Origin of the sequence: Streptomyces actinomycinicus (assembly GCF_016741775.1) — a bacterium.
GTDB classification, from domain to species: Bacteria; Actinomycetota; Actinomycetes; order Streptomycetales; family Streptomycetaceae; genus Streptomyces; species Streptomyces actinomycinicus.
In genome coordinates, this window is sequence record NZ_JAERRK010000019.1 from 82,290 (window position 1) to 104,494 (window position 22,205).

Genomic DNA, 22,205 nt, shown 5'->3' on the forward strand with positions numbered 1-22,205 from the left:
GCATCAGGCCGCCTCCTCGAACTCGAAGAGGTGGCGGGGGCGGGGCCGGCCCAGGGCGGTGAGCGCGGCGTCGGCCGCGCTCACTCCGCTGCGGACCGCACTCTCCATGGTCGCGGGCCACCCGGTGGCGGTCCACGCTCCGGCCAGGTACAGGCCGGGGGCTTTGGTGCGGGCGCCGGGCCGCAGCCGCCCGACGCCGGGGGCGGGTGCGAACGTCGCCGTGCGCTCCCGGGTGACGAAGAAGTCCTTGACCCCGGCCGCGCGCGCTCCCGGGATCAGCCGCTCCAGCTCGGGCAGGTAGCGGTCGCGGAGGTCGGTGACCGGGAGGCCGATCTCGTCCTGCGCGGCGGACTGGGACAGCGCGAGGTACTGTCCCGAGTCCAGCCCTGAGGCGTGGGTGCGGTCGAAGACCCACTGCACCGGGGTGCCGAGGGCCGCGAAGAAGGGTCGCGCCAGTACCTTGCGGTCGTAGACGACATGGACGTTGAGGATCGGCGCGGTGCCGATCTCCAGCAGCCGCCCGGGCGCGTCGAGGGCCCCGGCCGGCAGCAGTGCGTGGGCCTCGCGCTGGGGCACGGCGAGGACGACGGCGTCCGCGGAGAGCGTCTCGCCGGGAACCTGAACGCTCCAGCTCCCGTTTCCGTTGGTAGAGACGGAGGTGACGCGTGTACGGACCTCGGTACGGACGCCCGCGGAGCCGAGCGCCTTGCGGGCCAGCCGGTCGTGCAGTTCGCCCAGCGGGACATGGGCCCAGCCGATGTCGGCCGCGCCCGGGTCGGACAGCAGACCGGTCTTGAACACCATCGCGGCGAGCCCCAGCGAGGCGTCGCCCGCGACCGCGTTGAGGGTGGCGACGCCGACCAGGTCCCACAGGGCCTCGACGGCGCGCGCCGACTGGCCGTGCGCGGCCAGCCAGGTGCCGAAGTCCTGGGTGTCCAGGGCGGGATCGGTGAGGTCGAGTGCCTTCAGCGCGAGCGCGGCGCGCCCGACGGCTGCGCGTTCGGCGAGCGAGAGGTGCGGATAGGCGGCCAGGCTGCGTCCCAGGTGGAGGGGGACGGGCAGCGGGTCGCGCCGCAGTCTGCCGAGCCGCCGGCCCTCGGGCTTGGCGACGTCGACGACGGGTACGTCCAGGCGGTCCTGCAACGGTGCCAGCGCCGCGCCCTCGATCCGGTCGAGGAACCAGCGGTAGGCGGTGCAGCAGCGCAGGTACACGTGCTGGCCGTTGTCGACGGTCAGTTCGCCGCGCCGGAAGGAGAAGGCGAGGCCGCCCAGTCTGGGCCTGCCTTCGAGCAGAGTGACGCGGACGCCCGCGTCGGCGAGGGCGAGCGCCGCGGTGATCCCGGCGAGGCCGCCGCCGATCACGACCGCGCTGCGGCCTGCCGTGCGCGCGCTCGCGGCGTGCGCCTGTGCGGGGCGTGAGCCGTCGCTCATCGTGCGTCCTTCCGTGCGTGCCGAACGTGCTGGTTGAACGGTGCACGCCCGGCCGTCGCAGTCAGGGACGCCACGCCGCAGCGGAGGGTTGCCTGCCGGTTGCGGTCCGGTTCCGTGAGGTCCATCAGGCGCGCCTCCTGACGGAGCGCCGGGAGACGTGGCGGGTCACATGACGGGTGTCGAGGCCGGACAGGCCGCGCACGGCGACGTAGGCCTTCTCGTGGCCGGGCAGTGAAACCCGGCCGCGCAGCACGGCTTCGGGGTCGCGCTCGATGCGGTCCAGCAGCCGGCGGTAGATGCCGGCCATGGCGGCCACGCAGGCGCCGCTGCGCCGGTCGAGCATGGGCAGCAGACGGTAGCCCTCGGCGAACAGGGCCCGGGCGCGCCGCACTTCGAAGTGGACGAGGCCCGCGAAGTCGGAGCCGTCCGGCGGGGTGGGCCCGTGGAACCCGGCCGAACAGCCGAACTTGGCCAGGTCGTCGGCGGGCAGATAGGTACGGCCGCCGGCCGCGTCCTCGCGGACGTCGCGGAGGATGTTGGTGAGCTGCAGCGCGAGGCCGAGGGTGTCGGCGTACTCGGCCGCGCGCTCGGCGCCGCGCGCGCCCGGTTCGGTGCCGAACACGCCGAGCGAGAGGCGGCCGATGGCACCGGCGACACACCGGCAGTAGACCTTGAGGTCGTCCCAGGTCTCGTAGGACTCCCCGCGCACGTCCATCTGGACGCCGTCGATCAGCTCGTCCAGGCCGCCCAGCGGGACCGGGAAGGCCCGGGCGGCATGGGTGAGGGCGACGGCCACCGGGTCGGTGTCGTCCTCGTGGACCTCGTCCTCGCGGATCCGGGCGAGCAGCGCCCGGGTGTCCTCGAGGCGCGCCAGCTTGGTCTCACCGGGAAGGTCGCCGTCGCCGATGTCGTCCACGCGCCGGGAAAACGCGTACAGCGCCGACATGGCGCGGCGCTTGCCCGTCGGCAGCAGCCGGATGCCGTAGGCGAAGTTACGGGCCTGCTGCCCGGTGACGGCCTCGCAGTAGCTGTAGGCGGCGAGTACCGGCGCGGACACATGCGGCGCAGACTCCACGGTCCGGATCACCCCTCTCCTCGCAGGATCACGCCCGCCTCGCGCAGCAACTGAACCTTGCCGGGCTTGGGCGGGCCGGGAAGTACGTCGTATTCGGCGGCGGCGATCGCCCGGATCGCCGCCCTTCCCCCCGCCACGAACCCTGCGAGCAGCAGCCTCAGCCTGCCGTGGACGCTACCCACCAGGGGGGCGCCTTCATTCAGCAGATCGCGGGCGCGTTGCGCTTCGTATGCAACCAGGGCGCGCACCGATGCGCCCGCGGTTTTCGCGGTGAGGTCCGTTTCCTGGACGTGAAAGCGCTTCATGTCCGCCGCGGGCAGATAGATCCGGTCGCGGTCGAGGTCCTCGGCGACGTCCTGGAGGTGCTCCACGATCTGCAGGGCGGTGCAGATCGCGTCGGACAGCCGGATCCGCTCAGGGGTGGAGGTTCCGGTGACGCCGAGGACGAGGCGGCCGACGGGGTTGGCGGACAGTTCGCAGTAGGCGAGGAGGTCGTCGTAGGTCTCGTAGCGGGTGACGAGCTGGTCCTGGCGGTTGGCGGCGATCAGCCCGAGGAACGGCTCGGGGGTGAGGGCGCAGCGGCGGACGGTGGGCTGCAGGCGGCGCAGCAGCGGGTGGCGCGGGGTGCCGTCGAAGACGCGGCGCAGGTCGGTCTCGAAGGCGTCGAGGAGAACCAGGCGGTCCTCGGCCTCGGCGGGCGACACGCCGAGCACACGGGTGTCGGCGCCGCCGGGGGCGAGGTCTCCGTCGCCGATGTCGTCCACCAGTCGGGCGAAGCCGTAGACGGCCATGAGGTCGTCGCGCCACGCCCGGGGCAGGAAGAAGGGTGCGACGGGGAAGTTCTCGGTCGCGGCCTTGTCGAGTGTGGCGCGTTCCAGGTCCGAAGCCGTGTCGGCGGCCGTCACCGGACGCTGCCCGCGGCGGGGACGGCACATGCTGCGCTGAGCTGGGGAGTTTCCGTAGCCATTGCCGTCACATCTCCCGTTCTACACTGCCGACCTAATACACACTATTTCGGACACGCCGCCCAGCCGCGCGCGGGGCCGCCCCGACGGAGGGTGTCGCGCATTATCGCCCCACTTGCCGGTTTCCGGCACCGGTACAGCTTACGTTGTACAACGCAGCAACGACTGTGGGGGTGTCCTGCACATCACAACAACACACCGATTGGCTCCAAGATTCCTGGCGCCAGCGGGAGTTGACGTTTCCTTTGCAGACGCGGGGCCCCGCCGGACGACTCCCGGCGGGGCCCTGGCCGAAACGGGTCACTTGCCCGTGAACTTCTCGTACTCCTTGAGCACCTCGTCCGTCGGACCGTCCATGCGCAGCTCGCCGCGCTCCAGCCACAGCACGCGGTTGCAGGTGTCGCGGATGGACTTGTTGTTGTGACTGACCAGGAACACCGTGCCGGCCTCCTTGCGCAGTTCCCGGATCCGCTCCTCGGAGCGCTTCTGGAACTTGCGGTCACCGGTGGCCAGCGCCTCGTCGATCATGAGCACGTCGTGGTCCTTGGCCGCGGCGATGGAGAACCGCAGCCGGGCGGCCATGCCGGAGGAGTACGTGCGCATCGGCAGCGTGATGAAGTCGCCCTTCTCGTTGATCCCCGAGAAGTCGACGATGTCCTGGTAGCGCTCCTTGATCTGCTCCCGGGACATGCCCATGGCGAGGCCGCCCAGGATGACGTTCCGCTCGCCGGTGAGGTCGTTCATCAGGGCCGCGTTGACGCCCAGCAGGGACGGCTGGCCGTCGGTGTAGACCTTGCCCCGCTCGGCGGGCAGCAGGCCTGCGATGGCGCGCAGCAGCGTGGACTTGCCGGAGCCGTTGGAGCCGATCAGACCGATGGCCTCGCCGCGGTAGGCGACGAAGGAGACCCCGCGCACGGCGTGCACCTTGCGCACGCCCCGCGCCGAGTCGTCGGAGCCGCGCTTCAGGATCCGGCTCAGGGCGGCCGTCGCGCTGCCCCGGCCGGTCTTGGCGCCGTTGACGCGGTAGACGATGTGCAGCTCGTCCGCGATGACCGTCGGGCGACGGTCCTGCGTGCTCTGCTCGGCGTTCTGCTCAGCCACGGCCGTACCGCTCCTCAGCCTTCCAGAAGTACACGAAGCCCCCGGCGAAGACGACCACGGCCCAGAACAGGGCGATGGCCCACACGTGCGGCGGCAGGTTCGAGGCACCGTAGCCGTCGATGAGCGCGAACCGCATCAGGTCCATGTACACCGCGGCCGGGTTGACCTGGAGCACACGGACGATCCACTCGGGCCGGCCCTCGAGCATCTTGTTGATCGAGAACATCACGCCGGAGGTGTACATCCAGGTGCGCAGGATGAACGGCATCAGCTGCGCGAGGTCCGGCGTCTTGGCGCCCATGCGGGCCACGATCAGCGCGAGCCCGGTGTTGAACAGGAACTGCAGCACCAGCACGGGCACGATCAGCAGCCAGGACGCGCCCGGGTAGCTGCCGAAGCCGATCGCCACGACGAACATCACGATCATCGAGAAGAGCAGTTGCTGGAGCTGTTGCAGCGAGAAGGAGACCGGCAGGGAGGCGCGCGGGAAGTGCAGGGCGCGGACCAGGCCGAGGTTGCCGGAGATCGCGCGGACGCCCGACATGATCGAACTCTGCGTGAAGGTGAACACGAACACACCGGTCACCAGGAACGGGATGTACACGTCCTGGGACATGCCGCGGCTGGCGTGCAGGATCAGCCCGAAGATGAGGAAGTACACGGCCGCGTTCAGCAGCGGCGTGGCCACCTGCCAGAGCTGGCCGAGCTTGGCCTGGCTGTACTGCGCCGTCAGCTTCGCCTGCGAGAAGGCGAGGATGAAGTGGCGCCGTCCCCACAGCTGCCGGACGTACTCCCCGAGCGAGGGCCGGGCGCCGCTCACGGAGAGCCCGTACTTGGCGGCCAGCTCGGCCGCCGCCAGTCCCGCGTCGGGCGACGGCGCCGCGGTCACCGCGACCGTGCCGTCGTGCGTGGTCTCACTCACAGGGGGAAACTTTCGTCCTCGGGTTCGTCTGCCGCGTCGCCGTCCGACCAGCGAACACGTGTTCCTGGAATGTTCGACAGTAGCGGCTGTCAGGGTCGAGCTTGTCAGATCACCGGGGGGCGGCCCAGTCGGGTGAGACGCCACACAGTACGCCAGCGCATCGGGCGGCGGGGGCCGCACGGTGTTGTCCAGCCTTCCCGGAAACCGCCGAACCAGGCCTTCAGGGCCGGCCGCGAGGGGCGGCGGATCAGGGTGAGCAGCAGCCAGACCCCGAGGTAGACCGGGACCAGGAGGGCGGGGAGGTTGCGGCGGGCGAGCCAGACGCGGTTGCGGGCGACCATGCGGTGGTAGACGGCGTGCCGCGAGGGCGCGGTCGTCGGGTGGTACAGCACCATGTCGGACCGGTAGTCGATCATCCAGCCGGCGTCGAGGGCCCGCCAGGCCAGGTCGGTCTCCTCGTGCGCGTAGAAGAACTCGTCCGGGAGCCCGCCGACCTCGGCGAGGACCCGGGTGCGTACGGCGTTGGCGCCGCCGAGGAAGGTGGTGACCCGGGAGGAGCGCATCGGGTCGGAGGCACGCAGCCGCGGCACGTGCCGGCGCTGCGTCTCGCCGGTGTCCGGGTCGGCGATGCGGAAGCTGATGATGCCCAGCTCGGGGTCGGCGGCGAAGGCCTGGCGGCACAGCTCGGCGGTGTCGTTCCGGGCGAGCAGGCCGTCGTCGTCCAGGAACAGCAATATGTCGACATCGCGACCGCCGGGCCCGAAGGCCTCTATCCCGACGTTGCGCCCGCCCGGGATGCCCAGGTTCTCGGGCAGTTCTATGGTCCGCACGCCCTCGGGCACGTCCGGGACGGGTGAGCCGTTGCCGACGACGACCACCTCGACCCGGTCGCCGTCCTGCTTGGCGACGGAGTCGAGCAGGGCTCGCAGCTCCTCGGGCCGGTTGCCCATGGTGATGATGACGGCGCCGACCTTCATGGCACTCACTTCAGCCTGCTGGAGGCGAGGATGGACACCAGGTGCAGCAGCGTCTGGAGCAGGGCGATGCCGGCCAGGACGGCCGTGCCGAGGCGGGTGAAGAACAGGTCGCCGCGGGCCTGGTCCACGATCGCGAGGACCAGGATCAGCAGCGACGCCTCGATGCCGAGGATCAGCCGGTGGAACTTCAGCGCCGCGGCGGCCCGCCGGGCCAGCGCCATGCCGGAGGAGCGCGGCTCGGCGACCGCGGCCGCGTCCTTCACCGGCGGCAGTCCGGCCTGGTGCCGTGCGACGCCGACCAGGTCGGTCTCGGCCTTGATCAGGATGGCGCCGAGCGCGGCGAGGGTGCCGAGGAAGGCCCACAGCCAGTCGATACGGCCGCTGCCCCACACGTCGGCGGCGCGCAGGCCGAGGCCGACGAGGACGGCCGCGTCGGTCAGGTACGCCCCGACCCGGTCCAGGTAGACGCCGTTCAGCGAGTACTGCTTCTTCCAGCGGGCGATCTCGCCGTCGACGCAGTCCAGCAGCAGGTACAACTGGACGCAGACCACGCCGAGCACGGCGCCCCAGATCCCCGGCACCAGGAGCGCCGGGGCCGCGAGCACGCCGCAGACGGTCATCAGGTACGTGAGCTGGTTGGGCGTGACCCGGGTGTTCACCAGGTAGCGGTCGACCCGCAGGGACACCTCACGCATGTAGAGGCGTCCCATCCAGTGCTCACCGCTGCGCCGGTCCTTCACCCCCGCGGGGTGGACGACCGGACGGAGTTCAGCTACCGATGGCCTTGACATAGTCGGCGTAGATGTCCTTGATCTGGTTCGTCTTGAGGTCGAGGTGTTCGATGATCGTGTAGCGGCCGGGCCGGGTCTCCGGAGCGAACTCCACCGCGCGGACGAACTCGTCCACGGTGAAGCCGATCTCCTCCGGCAGCACCGGAAGTCCGTGGCGGCGCAGCACCTCGGCCATGTACGCCGACTCCTCGTGCGCGCCGCGCAGGTACATCGCGAAGGCGGCGCCGAGGCCGCACTGCTCGCCGTGGGCGGCGGCCCGCTTCGGGTAGAGCAGGTCGAAGGCGTGGTTGATCTCGTGGCAGGCACCGGAGGACGGACGGGAGTCGCCCGACACGGACATGGCGATGCCGGTGAGGACCAGTGCCTCGGCCAGCACCTGGAGGAAGCCGTCGTCGCCGACCCCGCCCGGGTGCCGGAGCACGGCCTCGCCCGCCTGGCGGGCCATGGCGGCGGCCAGGCCGTCGATCTTCTCGCCGTTGACCCGGTTGGCCAGCTCCCAGTCCGCGACCGCGGAGATGTTGGAGATGGCGTCACCGATGCCCGAGCGCACGAACCGGACGGGTGCCTCGCGGATCACGTTCAGGTCGATCACGACCGCGATCGGGTTCGGCACGCCGTACGAGCCGCGGCCCGCGTCGTTGTCGAGGGTCGCGACCGGGGAGCACAGGCCGTCGTGGGCGAGGTTGGTGGCGACCGCGACCAGCGGCAGGCCCACCCGGGCCGCCGCGAACTTGGCGCAGTCGATGATCTTGCCGCCGCCGAGGCCGACGACCGCGTCGTAGTGCCCGGCCTTTATGGCGCTCGCCAGCCGGACCGCGTCGTCGATGGTGCCGCCGTCGACCTCGTACCAGGTGGCGCCGGGCAGGGTGGGGGCGATCCGCTCGCGCAGCCGGGCGCCGGAGCCGCCGCTGACGGCGACGGCGAGCCGGCCGGACTGCGAGATGCGCTCGTCGGCGAGGACGCAGGCCAGGTCGTCCAGGGCACCCGGGCGGATGTCCACCACGACCGGCGAGGGGATCAGCCGGGTCAGTACTGGCACGCGATCTCCCGTCCGCGGGCGAGATCGTCATGGTTGTCGATCTCCACCCACTTGACGTCGCCGATCGGCGCCACGTCGATCCGGAAGCCCCGGTCGACCAGTTCCTGGTAGCCGTGCTCGTAGAACTGCTGCGGGTCGGTCTCCCAGACCGTCTTCAGCGCGTCGGCCAGCTCGGGTGCGGCGTCGCCCTCGATCAGGGTGACGCCGATGTACTCACCGGTGGCCTCCGCCGGGTCCATCAGCTTGGTGATCTTCGTCATGCCCTTCGCGGGGTCGACGACGACCTTCATCTCCTCGTCGGCCAGGCTCTTCACCGTGTCCAGGGCGAGGATGATCTTCTTGCCCTCGCCGCGGGCGGCGAGCAGCGTCTTCTCCACGGACACCGGGTGGACGGTGTCGCCGTTGGCGAGGATCACACCGTCCTTGAGGGCGTCACGGCCGCACCACAGGGAGTAGGCGTTGTTCCACTCCTCGGCCTTGTCGTTGTCGATGAGGGTCAGCTTGAGGCCGTACTTGGCCTCCAGGGCGGCCTTGCGCTCGTACACGGCCTCCTTGCGGTAGCCGACGATGATCGCGACCTCGGTCAGCCCGATCTCGGCGAAGTTGCCGAGGGTGAGGTCCAGGACCGTGATGCTGTCCTCTATGCCCGCGGGACCCACCGGCACCAGAGCCTTGGGAAGGCTGTCGGTGTAGGGGCGCAGACGCCGTCCGGCGCCGGCCGCCAGCACGAGGCCGATCATGCGGGTTCTCCTTCATCGTGTACGGCGGGCGCACCCCTCAGATGAGAGGTCACCCAGAAGCGGATGCTCTCGACGAGCACCAGCAGGGCCACGGCCACGGCCAGCACCGCGAGCGCGACCTTGAACTGCGAGGCGGTGAGCACCGCGGCCAGGGCGGTGACGAGCAGCGTCCGTCCCTCGTGCCCCCCGATGGCACGTACCAGCCAGGCCGGCGGCGCTCCGGCGTTGCCGCGGATGCGGTAGACCGTGTCGTAGTGATGGTAGGCGACGGCGGCCACCAGGCCGAAAGCCGCTGGAAGAGCCCCGTTCACCCCGGCTTTGCCCGCGAGGGCGAGGACGGTGCCGTACTCGGCGGCCCGGAAGAGGGGCGGGACCAGCCAGTCGAGGGCGCCCTTGAGGGGCCGGGCGACGGCGAGGGCCGAGGTGAGGACGTAGACGAGGGCGCCGACGACCGGGAGCACCCCGCCGAAGCCGGTCAGTGCCGAGCAGGCGACGACAGCGGTGCCGCCGAGCAGGGCCACGGCCGGCACGGCGAGACCCGGCAGGCCGCGCCTGGCCACGCGCCGGACCGCCTCGGCGAGCGGGCCCGAGTCGGCGAGGTCGGCGAGCGCCTGCGCGGCCCGGTCGGTGCGCCGGGCCTTGCGGGTCACCGAGCGCAGCACGCGGCCCGCCGTGGTGTAGGCCGCGGCGAAGGCGCAGCCGGCGAGCAGGACGTAGAAGGTGATGCGGGGGGTGGTGGCGGCCGTGAGGACGGCGATCATCGCCCAGCGCTCCCCGATCGGGAGCACGATCATGCGCCGCAGCCAGACCGTCCAGCCGACGCTGTCGAGTTTGTCGGAGAGGGCGGCGGTGGGGCTGGTGTTGGCGGTGGCGTCGTGGTTGGCCTCGTTGAAGGAGAAGTCGACCACGTGCCGGCAGATCTGCAGGATCATCGCGCCGAGGGCGAGGGCCCACACGTCGTCGCCGCCGCGGGCGGCGCCGAGGGCGAGGCCGGCGTAGTAGGCGTACTCCTTGGCCCGGTCGAAGGTGGCGTCGAGCCAGGCGCCGAGGGTGGAGTACTTCAGGGCGTAGCGGGCGAGCTGGCCGTCGGTGCAGTCCAGCACGAAGGAGGCGATCAGCAGCACGCCGGCGGCGACGAAGCCGCCGCGGGTGCCGGTGGCCGCGCAGCCGGCCGCTATGAGCGCGGTGAGCAGCGAGGCCGTGGTGACCTGGTTCGGGGTCAGGCCGCGGCGGGCACACCAGCGGGCGATGTAGCGCGAGTACGGGCTGATGAAGAAGGTGGTGAAGAACCCGTCCCGGGACTTCACGGCCGACTTCAGCCGCACGGCCTCGTCGTCCACGGCGTCGACGGCCTGCCGGGCCTCGTCGCGGGCCTGCGGATCGGCCGGCACCGCGGCGACCAGGCTGCCCAGCTCGGGGCGGTGCACCGCGCCGCCGTCGCTGCCGAGTGCGGCGGCGACCCGGTCGGCGAGGCTGTCCACCGAGAGCGCGGGGGCGCCGCCGGGAACCGGCGTGTTGTCGTCCGCGGAGGTCTCGCGCGCCACGGCGCGGGTGAGCTGCTGCCGGGCGGCCGGCTGGGCGGTCACGGCACCGGGGACGGCGGCGAGCGGGAAGCGCGGGTCGGTCAGGCCCAGCCGCAGCGCGTGCTGGTGGCCGACGAAGCGGGCGTCGACCAGGGCCACGCGCCGGTCGGCCGGGACGGCCGCGAGCAGGGTCTCGGTCTCGGCGGCGTCGGCGGCCACGCGCACGTCGAAGCCGAGGGACCGCAGATCGTTCTCCAACGACGATCCCGGGACCGGCTGACCGGTGACGATGGCGGTCGGCAACCGAACTCACTCCCTGGGTGCCGGCGCACTGCGCGCCGGTCTGCTGCGTGGTGGGGGCGCCCCTGCCTGCGGCACCCGGGCGGCATGTCGGCAGAGGCTATCCGATGTACGGGAGCCGGTGTTCACCGGCCGTTCACGGCCCGGCCCACGAGGGCTGCCCGGGCCTTTGCCGCGATCATCATCGGGGATCCGGGGCCCGGCCCACAAACCCGTGGGGCAGACCCGGGCATCCGGGACACGGGGCGGCTCGGCATAGGGTGGACGACCATGACGTGGCTGATCACCGGCGGGGCCGGATACATCGGGGCACATGTGGCACACGCCATGGCGGGCGCCGGCGAGAGCGTCGTGGCACTGGACGACCTGTCGGCCGCCGTGCCCGCGCGGCTGCCGGCCGAGGTCCCGCTGGTCCGGGGTTCGACCCTGGACGGGGCGGCGCTGAAGCGGGTCTTCGCCGAGTACGGCGTCACGGGCGTCGTCCACCTGGCGGCGCGCAAGCAGGTCGCCGAGTCGGTGGCCCAGCCCACCCGCTACTACCGGGAGAACGTGGGCGGCCTCGCCACGCTGCTGGACGCGGTGGCCGAGGCGGGCATAGGCAGGCTGGTGTTCTCCTCGTCGGCGGCGGTGTACGGCAACCCGGACGTGGAGCTGATCACCGAGGACACCGCCTGCGCGCCGGTGAACCCTTACGGCGAGACCAAGCTGGCCGGGGAGTGGCTGGTGCGGGCGGCCGGCCGGGCACACGGGATCTCCACGGTCTGTCTGCGCTATTTCAACGTGGCGGGCGCCGCGGCACCGGAGCTGGCGGACACGGGTGTGTTCAACATCGTGCCGATGGTCTTCGACCGGCTCACCCGTGACGAGGCCCCGCGGATCTTCGGCGACGACTATCCGACGCCGGACGGCACCTGCGTCCGGGACTACATCCATGTCGCCGATCTCGCCGAGGCGCACCTGGCGGCGGCCCGGCGGCTCGCCGGCGGGGACCTCACGGGTGACCTGACGCTGAACATCGGCCGCGGCGAGGGCGTGTCGGTGCGCGAGCTGATCACGGTGATCGGGGAGGTCACCGGGGACCGCAGGGCGCCCCTGGTGGAGGGGCGCCGGCCGGGGGACGCGCCGCGCGCGGTGGCCTCGGCCGAGCGGGCCGCCGAGGCGCTGGGCTGGCGGGCCCGGCGCGGGGTGCGGGAGATGGTGGAGTCGGCCTGGCAGGGCTGGCGGCTGCACGGCGGCGCCTGAAGCCGACGGCCGCCGTGCGCCCGGCGGCGGCGAGACGCGCGGGCGCTCGGCCGTCCGGACCGCGGCGGGTGGCGGCCCGGCGGGCGGCTCGGCGGGGCCGGGTGGGCCCTCCCTGACCTGCGGATCGTTTCCGCAGGTCAGGGCACATGACAACGGTGTTCAGTGCCGCGTTGCCCGATACCCCCCACCCGTAGTTGACTGGCCTTCCGGCAGGCATACGAGAGGGCGGTATTCATGGGGGCTGGGCACGACCACGGGCACGCGCACTCCCACGCGCCGGCCCCGGGTACGGCCACGGCGGCGTACCGGGGACGGCTGCGGGTCGCGCTGGGCATCACGCTCACGGTCATGGTGGTCGAGATCGTCGGCGGTCTGTTCGCGGACTCGCTGGCGCTGATCGCGGACGCGGCACACATGGCCACGGACGCGGTGGGCCTCGGCATGGCCCTGCTGGCGATCCACTTCGCGAACCGGCCGGCGAGCACCAACCGCACCTTCGGCTACGCCCGCGCCGAGATCCTCGCCGCGCTGGCCAACTGTCTGCTGCTGCTCGGTGTCGGCGGATACGTGCTGTACGAGGCGGTGCAGCGGTTCGTCGAGCCCGCGGACACCCGGGGCGGCCTGATGATCGTCTTCGGTCTGATCGGCCTGCTGGCGAACTCCGTGTCGCTCGTTCTGCTGATGCGCGGACAGAAGGAGAGCCTCAACGTGCGCGGTGCCTTCCTCGAGGTGGCCGCGGACGCGCTCGGCTCGGTGGCGGTGCTGATCTCGGCGGCCGTGATCCTGGCGACGGGCTGGCAGCCGGCCGACCCCATCGCCTCGCTGGTGATCGGGCTGATGATCGTACCGAGGACCCTGAAGCTGCTGCGCGAGACGCTGGACGTGCTGCTGGAGGCGGCCCCCAAGGACGTCGACATGGCCGAGGTGCGCGCGCACATCCTGGCGCTGGACGGCGTGGAGGACGTGCACGACCTGCACGCCTGGACGATCACCTCGGGCATGCCGGTGCTGTCGGCGCACGTGGTGGTCAGCTCCGAGGTGCTGAACGCCATCGGCAACGAGAAGATGCTGCACGAGCTGCAGGGCTGCCTGGGCGACCACTTCGACGTGGAGCACTGCACCTTCCAGCTGGAGCCGGGCGGGCATGCCGAGCACGAGGCACGGCTGTGCCACTGACCGATCCTCCGCACTGTCGTTCGACGCACCCCCGGACGGTTCCCTGGGGCGGCCGCCGGGCACGATGATCACCGGGTCCGGCTTCCCGTGCCGCGCCGCGCGCGGACATGCGGACGTGCACGGAAGTGTCGGGAGTGCCGGATTCGTACGGCAGACTTGGGGTGCGAAGACCGAGGCGAAGGATGGGTATGCCGATCACACCTGCCACCGCGACGCACAGCTCGTCGAAGGGCACCACGGAGGCGATTTTGCTGGAACTGGTCGACGAGAAGGGTGTGACGATCGGTACGGCGGAGAAGCTCACCGCCCATCAGCCGCCGGGGCAGCTCCACCGGGCGTTCTCGGTGTTCCTCTTCGACGAACAGGGTCGGCTGCTGCTGCAGCAGCGGGCGCTCGGCAAGTACCACTCCCCCGGCGTGTGGTCCAACACCTGCTGCGGTCACCCGTTCCCCGGTGAGGCGCCGTTCGCGGCCTCCGCCCGGCGCACGTACGAGGAGCTGGGCGTGTCGCCGTCGCTGCTCGCGGAGGCCGGCACGGTCCGTTACAACCACCCGGACCCCGCCTCGGGCCTGGTGGAGCAGGAGTACAACCACCTGTTCGTCGGCCTGGTGCAGGCGCCGCTCGCCGCGGACCCGGAGGAGGTCGCCTCGACCGCCTTCGTGACGGCGGCCGAGCTGGCGGAGCGGCACGCCCGGGACCCGTTCTCGGCCTGGTTCATGACCGTGCTGGACGCGGCCCGCCCGGCGATCAGGGAGCTGACGGGCGCGTCCGCCGGCTGGTAGGGCTAGCCGGGAAGTGAGGCGGGCTTGAGCGGCAGGGCGGCCCAGATCACCTTGCCGCCGCTCGCCGTGTGCTCCACGTCGACCACCCCGCCCGCCTCCCGGGCCACCTCCCGGACCAGGAGCAGGCCCCGGCCGCCGGTGCGGCCGTGGTCGGCCTCCAGGGCGGTCGGGCGGTACGGGTGGTTGTCCTCCACGGACACCCGTACCCACTCGGCCCCGACGGCGACCTCGACGGCCAGCGTCGGCGACAGCAGCGCCGCGTGCCGGACCGCGTTGGTGACCAGTTCGGAGACGATCAGCAGCAGTCCGTGCACCAGGTCGTCGGAGGCCGGTACCCCCTGGCGCAGCAGCAGGTCCCGCACCGCGTGCCGGGCCTGCGGGACCGAGGCGTCCACCGCGGATGCGGTAAAGCGCCAGACGCCCTCGTAGGGCAGTGGATCCGGCGGCCGTTCGCCGCCCCCCGCTGGGCGCGGGCCGTCCCCGCGCCCGTGGTTGTCCATCGTCCGGTCGCCACCCTCGCGCTCGATTGTCACCACACCTCGAGTGTTGGTAACGATGTGCGCCGGTCCAGACACCTGACCAGAAGTCGGCGGGTATCGAACGGTTTCTGACCGACTGCGCATGACATGACGATGAGTAGGACTGTTCCTGCCCCTCGGAAGCCGGTTCGCGAACTAGTCGGGTTGTACGGGTTCCAAGGCCGCTCCTCGGACGTGCGGGGCCGCGAAGAGCCTGCCGTGCGCGCGGCCGGAGCCCCCGGCCGCCCCCGCGCAGCCGGCCGATAGCATCGCCGCATGGAGCCCCAGCTGTCGCATGAGGTCGTCGACTCCGTCGCCACCGTGGTCATCCGCCATCCGGCCCGGCGCAACGCCATGACGGCGGCGATGTGGCGTGCCCTGCCGCCCCTGCTGGACCGGTTCGCGGCCGACCCCGGGGTGCGGGCCCTGGTGCTGACCGGCGAGGGCGGGACGTTCTGCGCGGGCGCGGACATCACCTCGCTGCGGGAGACCCCGGAGGAGCCGCAGGCCCTCGCGGTGGCGGCCGAGGAGGCCCTGGCCGCGTTCCCCAAGCCGACCGTCGCCGCCGTGCGCGGCCACTGCGTGGGCGGGGGCGCGCAGCTGGCGGTGGCTTGCGATCTGCGGCTGGCGGAGGAAGGTTCCCTCTTCGGCGTGACCCCGGCGCGGCTCGGCCTCGTCTACCCGGCCGGCTCGACCCGCCGGCTGGCGTCGCTCGTGGGGCCCTCCACCGCCAAGTACCTGCTGTTCACCGCCGAGCTGATCGACGCAGGACGCGCGCTGCGCACCGGGCTCGTGGACGAGGTGCTGCCGCAGGGCCGGCTCGAGGAGCGCGTCACCGAGCTGACCCGGGTGCTGGCGTCCCGCTCGCTGCTCACCCAGGCCGCGGCGAAGGAGTACGTGAACGGCAGGACGGACCGGGACGCCCACTGGGCCGAGCGGGCCCGCGGCCACGGCGAGGCCGCGGAGGGCATCACCGCGTTCCTGGAGCGCCGGCAGCCGCGCTTCACCTGGAGCCTGTCTACGACAGGATGAGGTGGCTCGCCGCGCGCCACTTCTCGACCAGGTGCGCGGGCGCCTTCCCCGGCGACCCGGCGTCGTACGGCGGTTGCGGATCGTACTCGGTCAACAGCTGGACGGACTGGGCGACTTCGTCACCGGCGAGGGTGCCCAGCAGGGTGAGGCCCATGTCGATGCCGGCCGAGACGCCCGCGGCGGTGACGTACTTGCCGTCCATCACCACCCGTTCGCCGGTCGGCTCAGCCCCGAAGCGGCGCAGCTGCTCCAGGGCCAGCCAGTGCGAGGTGGCCCGGCGGCCCCGCAGCAGCCCGGCGGCGGCCAGCAGCAGCGAGCCCGTGCACACCGAGGTGGTCCAGGTGGTGGCGGCGTCGGCCGTGCGCAGCCAGTTCAGCAGGGTTGGGTTCTCCATCTGCGGCGTCTGGCCCGGACCGCCGGGCACGATCACGATGTCCGGGGACGGCACGTCGGCCAGGGCACGGTCGGCGGTGATCGCCAGGTTCCCGGTGTCGGCGCGCACTGGTCCCGTGCGCTCGGCGACGAACACGGTCTCGGAGTCCGGGAGCCGGCCCAGGGTCTCGTAGGGTCCGACGGCGTCGAGGGCGGTGAAGCGGTCGTAAAGGAGGATGGCGATCTGCATGGGGTTACCCGTCTCTCGTCTCTCGTCGGCTGTCGGGGTGTGCCGGGATCTGTATGTGCTCTGTCGGGCGTGCCGGGATCTGTATCTGCTCTGTCGGGCTCGTCGGGAGCTGATGCGGCTGTCGGGGTGCGACTGTTTCGCCGGGGTGCCGGTCGGGTGACGGGGGCGGGGCCGGTGCCGGTCAGGTGACGGGGGCGGGGCCGGTGCCGGTCAGGGGGCGGGGGCGGCGGCGGGGCGGAAGCGGCGCCGGTACTCGGCCGGGGCGACGCCCAGGGTGCGCAGGAAGGCGCGGCGCATGGCCTCCGGCGTGCCGTAGCCGCTGGCGCGGGCGATCCGCTCGACGCCGTCGGTGGTGTCCTCCAGCAGGCGGCGCGCGTGTTCGAGACGGACCCGGTCGACGTACCTGCCGGGTGTCGTTCCGGTCTCGGCGTGGAAGGCGCGCGCGAAGTGGCGGGGGGAGAGCGCGGCGCGAGCGGCCAGCGCCTCCACGCCGAGGTCGCCGTCCGGGTGCTCGCTGATCCACTGCTGGACGTCGCGGAGCGGCTCGCGGCGGGCCGTCTGAGCGCTGAGCTGGGCACTGAACTGGGCCTGGTTGCCCGGCCGGCGCAGAAACACCACGAGGTGGCGGGCGACGGTCAGCGCCGTCCGGCGGCCCAGGTCCTCCTCGACCAGTGCCAGGGCGAGGTCGATGCCCGCGGTGACCCCGGCCGAGGTGACCACGTTCCCGTCCCGCACGAAGATCGGGTCGGGGTCGACCCGGACGGCGGGATGCCTCCGGGCGAGATGGTCGCAGTACGCCCAGTGCGTCGTGACCCGCCGGCCGTCCAGGAGCCCGGCCCGGGCCAGCGGAACGGCACCGGTGCAGACGGAGACCAGGCGCCGTGCGCCCGGACCGTGCTCGCGCAGCCACTCCACCAGCCGCGGCTCCGGGTCACGGGTGCCCTCCCCGCCGGGGACCAGCAGCGTGTGCGGATCGGCGGCGTCCGCCAGGGATCCGTCCGGTACGAGGGTCAGCCCGCTGGAGGAGCGCACCGGCCCGCCGTCCAGGGAGGCCGTGCGGATGCGGTACGAGCCCGGGGTGTGCGTCTCCGCCCCGGCGAAGACCTCCAGGGGGCCGGTGACGTCGAGACTCTGGACGCCGTCGAAGAGGACGAAGAGAAGCGTTCGCTGCGCCATGACCTCGATTCTTGGCGGGCACGGCGGTGGCCGCAACGACTCCTTTCCCACCTTTTCTGCCATCAGGGGTTCCGCGGCGACCCGCGGAGGTACCCGGACACCGCCCGGTCGAACGGACCGGGCGGAACGACCAGGCGGGAAGGAGAGGTTTTCGTGTTCCGTGCCATCGCAGACGTACTGCGGCAGGTGGGCGGGGCCGCCGCCACGGTGGTCACGCTGCCGTTCCGGGCGGCCGCCCGGCTGTTCGGCGGAGCGTCGTCCACCACGCGCGGCAGCCGGGCCTGACGGCCCGCGTCGTCCATCGCCCGCGGCGGCCGGCCCGACGGCCCGCCGCGTGCCGCCCTGATCCCCGGTTGCCGGTGTCACCTGCCACAATTGCCGCGCAACCTCAGTGGATAAGGCGGTACGCGATCGTGACGACACCCGGGTCCCTGGCAGCAGGGACCATCGAAGGCAGGATCGCCGAGGAGCTCGGCGTACGGGAGCGGCAGGTGAAGGCCGCGGTGGAACTGCTCGACGGCGGTTCCACGGTGCCCTTCATCGCCCGCTACCGCAAGGAAGCGACCGAGATGCTCGACGACGCGCAGCTGCGCACGATCGAGGAACGGCTGCGCTACCTGCGGGAACTGGAGGAGCGGCGGGCCGCGATCCTGGAGTCGGTCCGCGAGCAGGGCAAGCTCACCGAGGACCTGGAGGCCCGCATCCGCGGCGCCGAGACCAAGGCGCGGCTGGAGGACGTCTACCTCCCGTACAAGCCCAAGCGGCGCACCAAGGCGCAGATCGCGCGGGAGGCCGGCCTGGAGCCGCTCGCCGAGGGGCTGCTGGGCGACCCGGGGGTCGAGCCGCTGGCCGCGGCCGCCGCGTTCGTGGACGCCGACAAGGGCGTCGCCGATCCGCAGGCCGCGCTGGAGGGCGCACGGGCGATCCTCACCGAGAGGTTCTCCGAGGACGCCGACCTGATCGGCGAGCTGCGCGAGCGCATGTGGGTGCGCGGGCGGCTGGCCGCGAAGGTGCGCGAGGGCAAGGAGGAGGCGGGCGCCAAGTTCGCCGACTACTTCGACTTCGCCGAGCCGTTCACCGAGCTTCCCTCGCACCGGATCCTGGCCATGCTGCGCGGCGAGAAGGAGGAGGTCCTGGACCTCGTCCTGGAGCCGGAGGAGGCCACGGAGGGGCCGTCCTCGTACGAGGGGATCGTCGCCTCGAAGTTCGGCATCGCCGACCGGGGCCGCCCGGCCGACAAGTGGCTGAAGGACACGGTCCGCTGGGCCTGGCGCACCCGGATCCTGGTCCACCTCGGCATCGACCTGCGGCTGCGGCTGCGTACGGCGGCCGAGGACGAGGCGGTGAACGTGTTCGCCGCGAACCTGCGCGACCTGCTGCTGGCCGCCCCGGCCGGCACGCGCGCGACGCTCGGCCTGGACCCCGGCTTCCGTACGGGCGTGAAGGTCGCCGTGGTCGACGCGACGGGCAAGGCCGTCGCCACGGACGTCATCCACCCGCACGTCCCGGCCAACAAGTGGGACGAGGCGATCGCCAGGCTGGCGCGGCTGGCGAAGGAGCACGCGGTCGAGCTGGTCGCCATCGGCAACGGCACGGCGTCCCGGGAGACCGACAAGCTCGCCGCCGAACTCATCGCCCGGCACCCGGAGCTGAAGCTCACCAAGGTGATGGTGTCCGAGGCCGGCGCGTCCGTGTACTCGGCGTCGCAGTACGCCTCGCAGGAGCTGCCGGAGATGGACGTGTCGCTGCGCGGCGCGGTCTCCATCGCCCGCCGGCTGCAGGACCCGCTGGCCGAGCTGGTGAAGATCGACCCGAAGTCGATCGGTGTCGGGCAGTACCAGCACGACCTGTCCGAGGTGAAGCTGTCCCGTTCGCTGGACGCGGTCGTCGAGGACTGTGTGAACGGCGTCGGCGTGGACGTCAACACCGCCTCCGTACCGCTGCTCTCGCGGGTGTCGGGCATTTCCGCCGGGCTCGCCGAGAACATCGTCGCGCACCGGGACGCGAACGGGCCGTTCACGTCCCGCCTGGAACTGAAGAAGGTGGCGCGGCTCGGCCCGAAGGCGTACGAGCAGTGCGCGGGCTTCCTGCGCATCCGGGACGGCGTGGACCCGCTGGACTCCTCCAGCGTGCACCCCGAGGCCTACCCGGTGGTGCGCCACATGGTGAAGACCACGGGCCAGGAGGTGGCCTCCCTCGTCGGCAACACGGGCGTGCTGCGTTCGCTGCGGCCCGCCGACTTCGTGGACGACACCTTCGGTCTGCCGACCGTGACGGACATCCTGAAGGAGCTGGAGAAGCCGGGCCGCGACCCGCGACCCGCGTTCAGGACGGCCACCTTCAAGGAGGGCGTGGAGAAGCTCTCCGACCTGTCCGCCGGGATGGTCCTGGAGGGGGTCGTGACGAACGTGGCCGCCTTCGGCGCGTTCGTGGACATCGGCGTCCACCAGGACGGTCTGGTGCACGTGTCGGCCATGTCGAAGACGTTCGTCAAGGACCCGCGTGATGTCGCCAAGCCCGGTGACATCGTCAAGGTGAAGGTCCTGGACGTGGACATCCCGCGCAAGCGCATCGCGCTGACCCTGCGACTGGACGACGAGGCGGCACCCCAGGGCCAGGGCGGCGGCCGGCAGCAGCGCGCCGGCGGCGCCCGCCCGCCGCAGCAGCGCCAGGGCGGCGGCCAGGGCCGGCGCGAGGGCCGCGGCGGCGACCGGGGCGGTGACCGCGGCGGACGCCAGGCGCCGGCACCGGCCAACAGCGCGATGGCCGACGCGTTGCGCCGCGCCGGGCTGCTCGACCCGAAGAAGCGCTGAGACCGCGGGGCCGGCCCGGGCACACCACCGGGCCGGCCCCGCGCTCCCCGGCCGCGCTTCCCCGCCGCGCCTTGCCGCCGCGGTCGCGCGCCGCGGGACCGGTCCCGAAGCCGCCGGCCGGCCGGAGCCCTCGGTACGGGTCCCCGCCCGGCCGGGGGCACGTGGAATGCGGCCCCGGACCGGTCGGCCCGGACTCCTCCCGGACCCGTGACGCCCTAGCGTTCGGTCACCTTGCCGGCCGCCACCTCCAGGCGGCGGGTCACCCGGACCGCGTCCAGCATGCGCCGGTCGTGGGTGACCAGCAGCAGGGTGCCCTCGTAGGCGTCGAGGGCCGACTCCAGCTGTTCGATGGCCGGCAGGTCGAGGTGGTTCGTCGGTTCGTCCAGGACCAGCAGGTTGACGCCCCGGCCCTGGAGCAGCGCCAGGGCGGCGCGGGTGCGCTCGCCCGGCGAGAGGGTCGCGGCCGGGCGCAGCACATGTCCGGACTTCAGACCGAACTTTGCCAGCAGCGTGCGGACCTCGACCGGTTCCGTGTCGGGGACGGCCGCGCAGAAGGCGTCCAGCAGGGCCTCGGTGCCGTGGAACAGCTTGCGGGCCTGGTCGACCTCGCCGACCAGCACACCGGAGCCGAGGGCCGCATGGCCGGAGTCGAGCGGGACACGGCCGAGCAGCGCGCCCAGCAGGGTGGACTTGCCGGCACCGTTGGCCCCGGTGACCGCGATCCGGTCGGCCCAGTCGATCTGCAGGGACACGGGGCCGAACGTGAAGTCGCCGCGCCGGACCTCGGCGTCCCGGAGGGTCGCCACGACCGCACCCGAGCGCGGGGCGGACGCGATCTCCATGCGCAGCTCCCACTCCTTGCGCGGTTCCTCGACCACGTCCAGGCGCTCGATCATGCGCTGGGTCTGGCGGGCCTTGGCGGCCTGTTTCTCGCTGGCCTCGCTGCGGAACTTGCGGCCGATCTTGTCGTTGTCGTTGCCGGCCTTCCGCCGGGCGTTCTTCACGCCCTTGTCCATCCACGCGCGCTGCATCAGGGCACGGTCCTGGAGGGCGGCCTTCTTGTCGGCGTACTCCTCGTACTCGTCACGGGCGTGCCGGCGGGCCACCTCCCGCTCGTCCAGGTAGGCCTCGTAACCGCCGCCGTAAAGATTGATCTGCCGCTGGGCGAGGTCGAGTTCGAGGACCTTGGTGACCGTGCGGGTGAGGAACTCGCGGTCGTGGCTGACGACGACCGTGCCCGCGCGCAGTCCGGTGACGAACCGTTCCAGGCGTTCCAGGCCGTCCAGGTCCAGGTCGTTCGTGGGCTCGTCCAGCAGGAAGACGTCGTAGCGGGAGAGCAGCAGGGAGGCGAGGCCGGCACGGGCCGCCTGGCCTCCGGAGAGGGAGGTCATCGGCTGGTCCAGGTCCACGGCCAGGCCCAGGGAGTCGGCGACCTCCTCGGCGCGTTCCTCCAGGTCGGCGCCGCCGAGGCCGAGCCAGCGCTCGAGGGCCGTCGCGTAGGCGTCGTCGGCGCCGGGCGCGCCGTCGACGAGCGCCTGGGTGGCCTCGTCCATGATCCGCTGGGCCTCGGCGACACCGGTGCGGCGGGCCAGGAACTCACGGACCGTCTCCCCCGGCCTGCGCTCCGGTTCCTGCGGCAGGTGGCCGACGGTCGCGGTGGGCGGGGACAGCTTGAGTTCGCCCTGCTCGGGCGGGGTGAGTCCGGCGAGCATCCGCAGCAGGGTCGACTTGCCCGCGCCATTGGCGCCGACCAGCCCGATCACATCGCCGGGCGCGACGACCAGGTCGAGCCCGGAGAACAGGGCGCGGTCGCCGTGCCCGGCGGCGAGGTTCTTGGCAACGAGGGTGGCAGTCATGAGAACGCCGATTTTAATGGCCCGGGCCCGGTGCCCCGGGCCGACGGTCCCGGCCGTGTTCCGCTCCGGTCCCCGGAGCCGGACACCCGCCCGGCCCGCCCCGCCGGCCGGACACCCGGCCCGG

The 22,205-nt window shown here is 72.4% G+C and carries 21 protein-coding genes; 6 read left to right on the forward strand and 15 right to left on the reverse strand.

Going from position 1 to position 22,205, the window contains the following annotated elements:
- Window positions 1–3 precede the first annotated feature (3 nt).
- From hpnE to JK359_RS29055, 11 genes are all read right to left on the reverse strand, one after another.
- Window positions 4–1,431, reverse strand: a complete 1,428-nt coding sequence (gene hpnE / locus JK359_RS29010; protein ID WP_201841837.1) for a hydroxysqualene dehydroxylase HpnE — start codon at window positions 1,429–1,431, stop codon at window positions 4–6.
- The gene (locus tag JK359_RS40455) at window positions 1,428–1,556 is read right to left on the reverse strand and encodes a DUF6380 family protein (protein WP_372445502.1); all 129 of its coding nucleotides are present in this window, start codon (window positions 1,554–1,556) and stop codon (window positions 1,428–1,430) included. The genes hpnE and JK359_RS40455 overlap by 4 nt, the downstream gene beginning before the upstream one ends.
- Window positions 1,556–2,518 (reverse strand): presqualene diphosphate synthase HpnD, encoded by a 963-nt coding sequence (gene hpnD / locus JK359_RS29015; protein ID WP_201841840.1) that lies wholly within the window; start codon window positions 2,516–2,518, stop codon window positions 1,556–1,558. Before hpnD ends, JK359_RS40455 begins: the two co-directional genes overlap by 1 nt.
- On the reverse strand, window positions 2,515–3,441 hold the full coding sequence (gene hpnC / locus JK359_RS29020; protein WP_201841843.1) for a squalene synthase HpnC: 927 nt from the start codon (window positions 3,439–3,441) through the stop codon (window positions 2,515–2,517). Before hpnC ends, hpnD begins: the two co-directional genes overlap by 4 nt.
- Before the next feature lie 330 nt (window positions 3,442–3,771).
- A complete protein-coding gene (locus tag JK359_RS29025) occupies window positions 3,772–4,572 on the reverse strand; it encodes an ABC transporter ATP-binding protein (protein WP_201841846.1) in 801 nt (266 codons plus the stop codon).
- Window positions 4,565–5,494, reverse strand: a complete 930-nt coding sequence (locus JK359_RS29030) for an ABC transporter permease (RefSeq protein WP_201841849.1) — start codon at window positions 5,492–5,494, stop codon at window positions 4,565–4,567. The genes JK359_RS29025 and JK359_RS29030 overlap by 8 nt, the downstream gene beginning before the upstream one ends.
- 104 nt (window positions 5,495–5,598) lie before the next feature.
- Window positions 5,599–6,471: a glycosyltransferase family 2 protein gene (locus JK359_RS29035; RefSeq protein ID WP_201842054.1), complete on the reverse strand. Its 873-nt coding sequence runs from the start codon at window positions 6,469–6,471 to the stop codon at window positions 5,599–5,601.
- Between the two features lie 5 nt (window positions 6,472–6,476).
- A complete protein-coding gene (locus JK359_RS29040; protein WP_201841852.1) occupies window positions 6,477–7,262 on the reverse strand; it encodes a CDP-alcohol phosphatidyltransferase family protein in 786 nt (261 codons plus the stop codon).
- Complete coding sequence (locus JK359_RS29045; RefSeq protein ID WP_201841855.1) at window positions 7,240–8,301, reverse strand: iron-containing alcohol dehydrogenase family protein; 1,062 nt, start codon at window positions 8,299–8,301, stop codon at window positions 7,240–7,242. The genes JK359_RS29040 and JK359_RS29045 overlap by 23 nt, the downstream gene beginning before the upstream one ends.
- Window positions 8,289–9,041, reverse strand: a complete 753-nt coding sequence (locus JK359_RS29050; protein WP_201841858.1) for a phosphocholine cytidylyltransferase family protein — start codon at window positions 9,039–9,041, stop codon at window positions 8,289–8,291. Before JK359_RS29050 ends, JK359_RS29045 begins: the two co-directional genes overlap by 13 nt.
- Complete coding sequence (locus JK359_RS29055; protein ID WP_201841861.1) at window positions 9,038–10,867, reverse strand: DUF5941 domain-containing protein; 1,830 nt, start codon at window positions 10,865–10,867, stop codon at window positions 9,038–9,040. Before JK359_RS29055 ends, JK359_RS29050 begins: the two co-directional genes overlap by 4 nt.
- A 267-nt stretch (window positions 10,868–11,134) precedes the next feature.
- Here JK359_RS29055 and galE point away from each other — a divergent pair, with 267 nt between their 5' ends.
- The 3 genes from galE to idi all read left to right on the forward strand — a co-directional run bounded on the left by galE (window position 11,135) and on the right by idi (window position 14,064).
- Complete coding sequence (galE, locus tag JK359_RS29060) at window positions 11,135–12,106, forward strand: UDP-glucose 4-epimerase GalE (RefSeq protein WP_201841864.1); 972 nt, start codon at window positions 11,135–11,137, stop codon at window positions 12,104–12,106.
- A gap of 234 nt (window positions 12,107–12,340) precedes the next feature.
- Entirely contained in the window at window positions 12,341–13,282 is a 942-nt protein-coding gene (locus JK359_RS29065) for a cation diffusion facilitator family transporter (RefSeq protein ID WP_201841867.1), read from the forward strand.
- A gap of 188 nt (window positions 13,283–13,470) precedes the next feature.
- Window positions 13,471–14,064, forward strand: coding sequence for an isopentenyl-diphosphate Delta-isomerase (gene idi / locus JK359_RS29070; RefSeq protein ID WP_201841870.1), 594 nt, complete (start codon window positions 13,471–13,473; stop codon window positions 14,062–14,064).
- Window positions 14,065–14,066: 2 nt separating this feature from the next.
- On the opposite strand, the gene JK359_RS29075 is transcribed toward idi, so the two are convergent.
- On the reverse strand, window positions 14,067–14,564 hold the full coding sequence (locus tag JK359_RS29075) for an ATP-binding protein (RefSeq protein WP_201842056.1): 498 nt from the start codon (window positions 14,562–14,564) through the stop codon (window positions 14,067–14,069).
- Between the two features lie 294 nt (window positions 14,565–14,858).
- On the opposite strand from JK359_RS29075, the gene JK359_RS29080 reads away from it, so the two are divergent.
- Complete coding sequence (locus JK359_RS29080) at window positions 14,859–15,614, forward strand: enoyl-CoA hydratase/isomerase family protein (protein ID WP_201841873.1); 756 nt, start codon at window positions 14,859–14,861, stop codon at window positions 15,612–15,614.
- On the opposite strand, the gene JK359_RS29085 is transcribed toward JK359_RS29080, so the two are convergent.
- Both JK359_RS29085 and JK359_RS29090 read right to left on the reverse strand, forming a co-directional pair.
- Window positions 15,601–16,236, reverse strand: coding sequence for a DJ-1/PfpI family protein (locus JK359_RS29085; protein WP_201841876.1), 636 nt, complete (start codon window positions 16,234–16,236; stop codon window positions 15,601–15,603). The genes JK359_RS29080 and JK359_RS29085 overlap by 14 nt on opposite strands.
- 210 nt (window positions 16,237–16,446) lie before the next feature.
- Window positions 16,447–17,412: a GlxA family transcriptional regulator gene (locus tag JK359_RS29090; protein ID WP_201841880.1), complete on the reverse strand. Its 966-nt coding sequence runs from the start codon at window positions 17,410–17,412 to the stop codon at window positions 16,447–16,449.
- A 153-nt stretch (window positions 17,413–17,565) separates the two neighbouring features.
- Between JK359_RS29090 and JK359_RS39955 the strand changes: the two genes are divergently transcribed.
- Window positions 17,566–17,697, forward strand: a complete 132-nt coding sequence (locus JK359_RS39955) for an LPFR motif small protein (RefSeq protein ID WP_307788318.1) — start codon at window positions 17,566–17,568, stop codon at window positions 17,695–17,697.
- A 128-nt stretch (window positions 17,698–17,825) separates the two neighbouring features.
- The gene (locus JK359_RS29095) at window positions 17,826–20,225 is read left to right on the forward strand and encodes a Tex family protein (RefSeq protein WP_201841883.1); all 2,400 of its coding nucleotides are present in this window, start codon (window positions 17,826–17,828) and stop codon (window positions 20,223–20,225) included.
- Between the two features lie 215 nt (window positions 20,226–20,440).
- On the opposite strand, the gene JK359_RS29100 is transcribed toward JK359_RS29095, so the two are convergent.
- Window positions 20,441–22,081, reverse strand: coding sequence for an ABC-F family ATP-binding cassette domain-containing protein (locus tag JK359_RS29100; RefSeq protein ID WP_201841886.1), 1,641 nt, complete (start codon window positions 22,079–22,081; stop codon window positions 20,441–20,443).
- Between the last annotated feature and the right edge of the window lie 124 nt (window positions 22,082–22,205).

Coding starts and splice junctions, on each gene's coding strand:
- hpnE (WP_201841837.1), bottom strand. CDS start 1,431: ATGAGCGACGGCTCACGCCCCGCACAGGCGCACGCCGCGAGCGCGCGC.
- JK359_RS40455 (WP_372445502.1), bottom strand. CDS start 1,556: ATGGACCTCACGGAACCGGACCGCAACCGGCAGGCAACCCTCCGCTGC.
- hpnC (WP_201841843.1), bottom strand. CDS start 3,441: ATGTGCCGTCCCCGCCGCGGGCAGCGTCCGGTGACGGCCGCCGACACG.
- JK359_RS29035 (WP_201842054.1), bottom strand. CDS start 6,471: ATGAAGGTCGGCGCCGTCATCATCACCATGGGCAACCGGCCCGAGGAG.
- JK359_RS29040 (WP_201841852.1), bottom strand. CDS start 7,262: ATGTCAAGGCCATCGGTAGCTGAACTCCGTCCGGTCGTCCACCCCGCG.
- JK359_RS29050 (WP_201841858.1), bottom strand. CDS start 9,041: ATGATCGGCCTCGTGCTGGCGGCCGGCGCCGGACGGCGTCTGCGCCCC.
- galE (WP_201841864.1), top strand. CDS start 11,135: ATGACGTGGCTGATCACCGGCGGGGCCGGATACATCGGGGCACATGTG.
- JK359_RS29065 (WP_201841867.1), top strand. CDS start 12,341: ATGGGGGCTGGGCACGACCACGGGCACGCGCACTCCCACGCGCCGGCC.
- idi (WP_201841870.1), top strand. CDS start 13,471: ATGCCGATCACACCTGCCACCGCGACGCACAGCTCGTCGAAGGGCACC.
- JK359_RS29075 (WP_201842056.1), bottom strand. CDS start 14,564: ATGGACAACCACGGGCGCGGGGACGGCCCGCGCCCAGCGGGGGGCGGC.
- JK359_RS29080 (WP_201841873.1), top strand. CDS start 14,859: ATGGAGCCCCAGCTGTCGCATGAGGTCGTCGACTCCGTCGCCACCGTG.
- JK359_RS29085 (WP_201841876.1), bottom strand. CDS start 16,236: ATGCAGATCGCCATCCTCCTTTACGACCGCTTCACCGCCCTCGACGCC.
- JK359_RS29090 (WP_201841880.1), bottom strand. CDS start 17,412: ATGGCGCAGCGAACGCTTCTCTTCGTCCTCTTCGACGGCGTCCAGAGT.
- JK359_RS29100 (WP_201841886.1), bottom strand. CDS start 22,081: ATGACTGCCACCCTCGTTGCCAAGAACCTCGCCGCCGGGCACGGCGAC.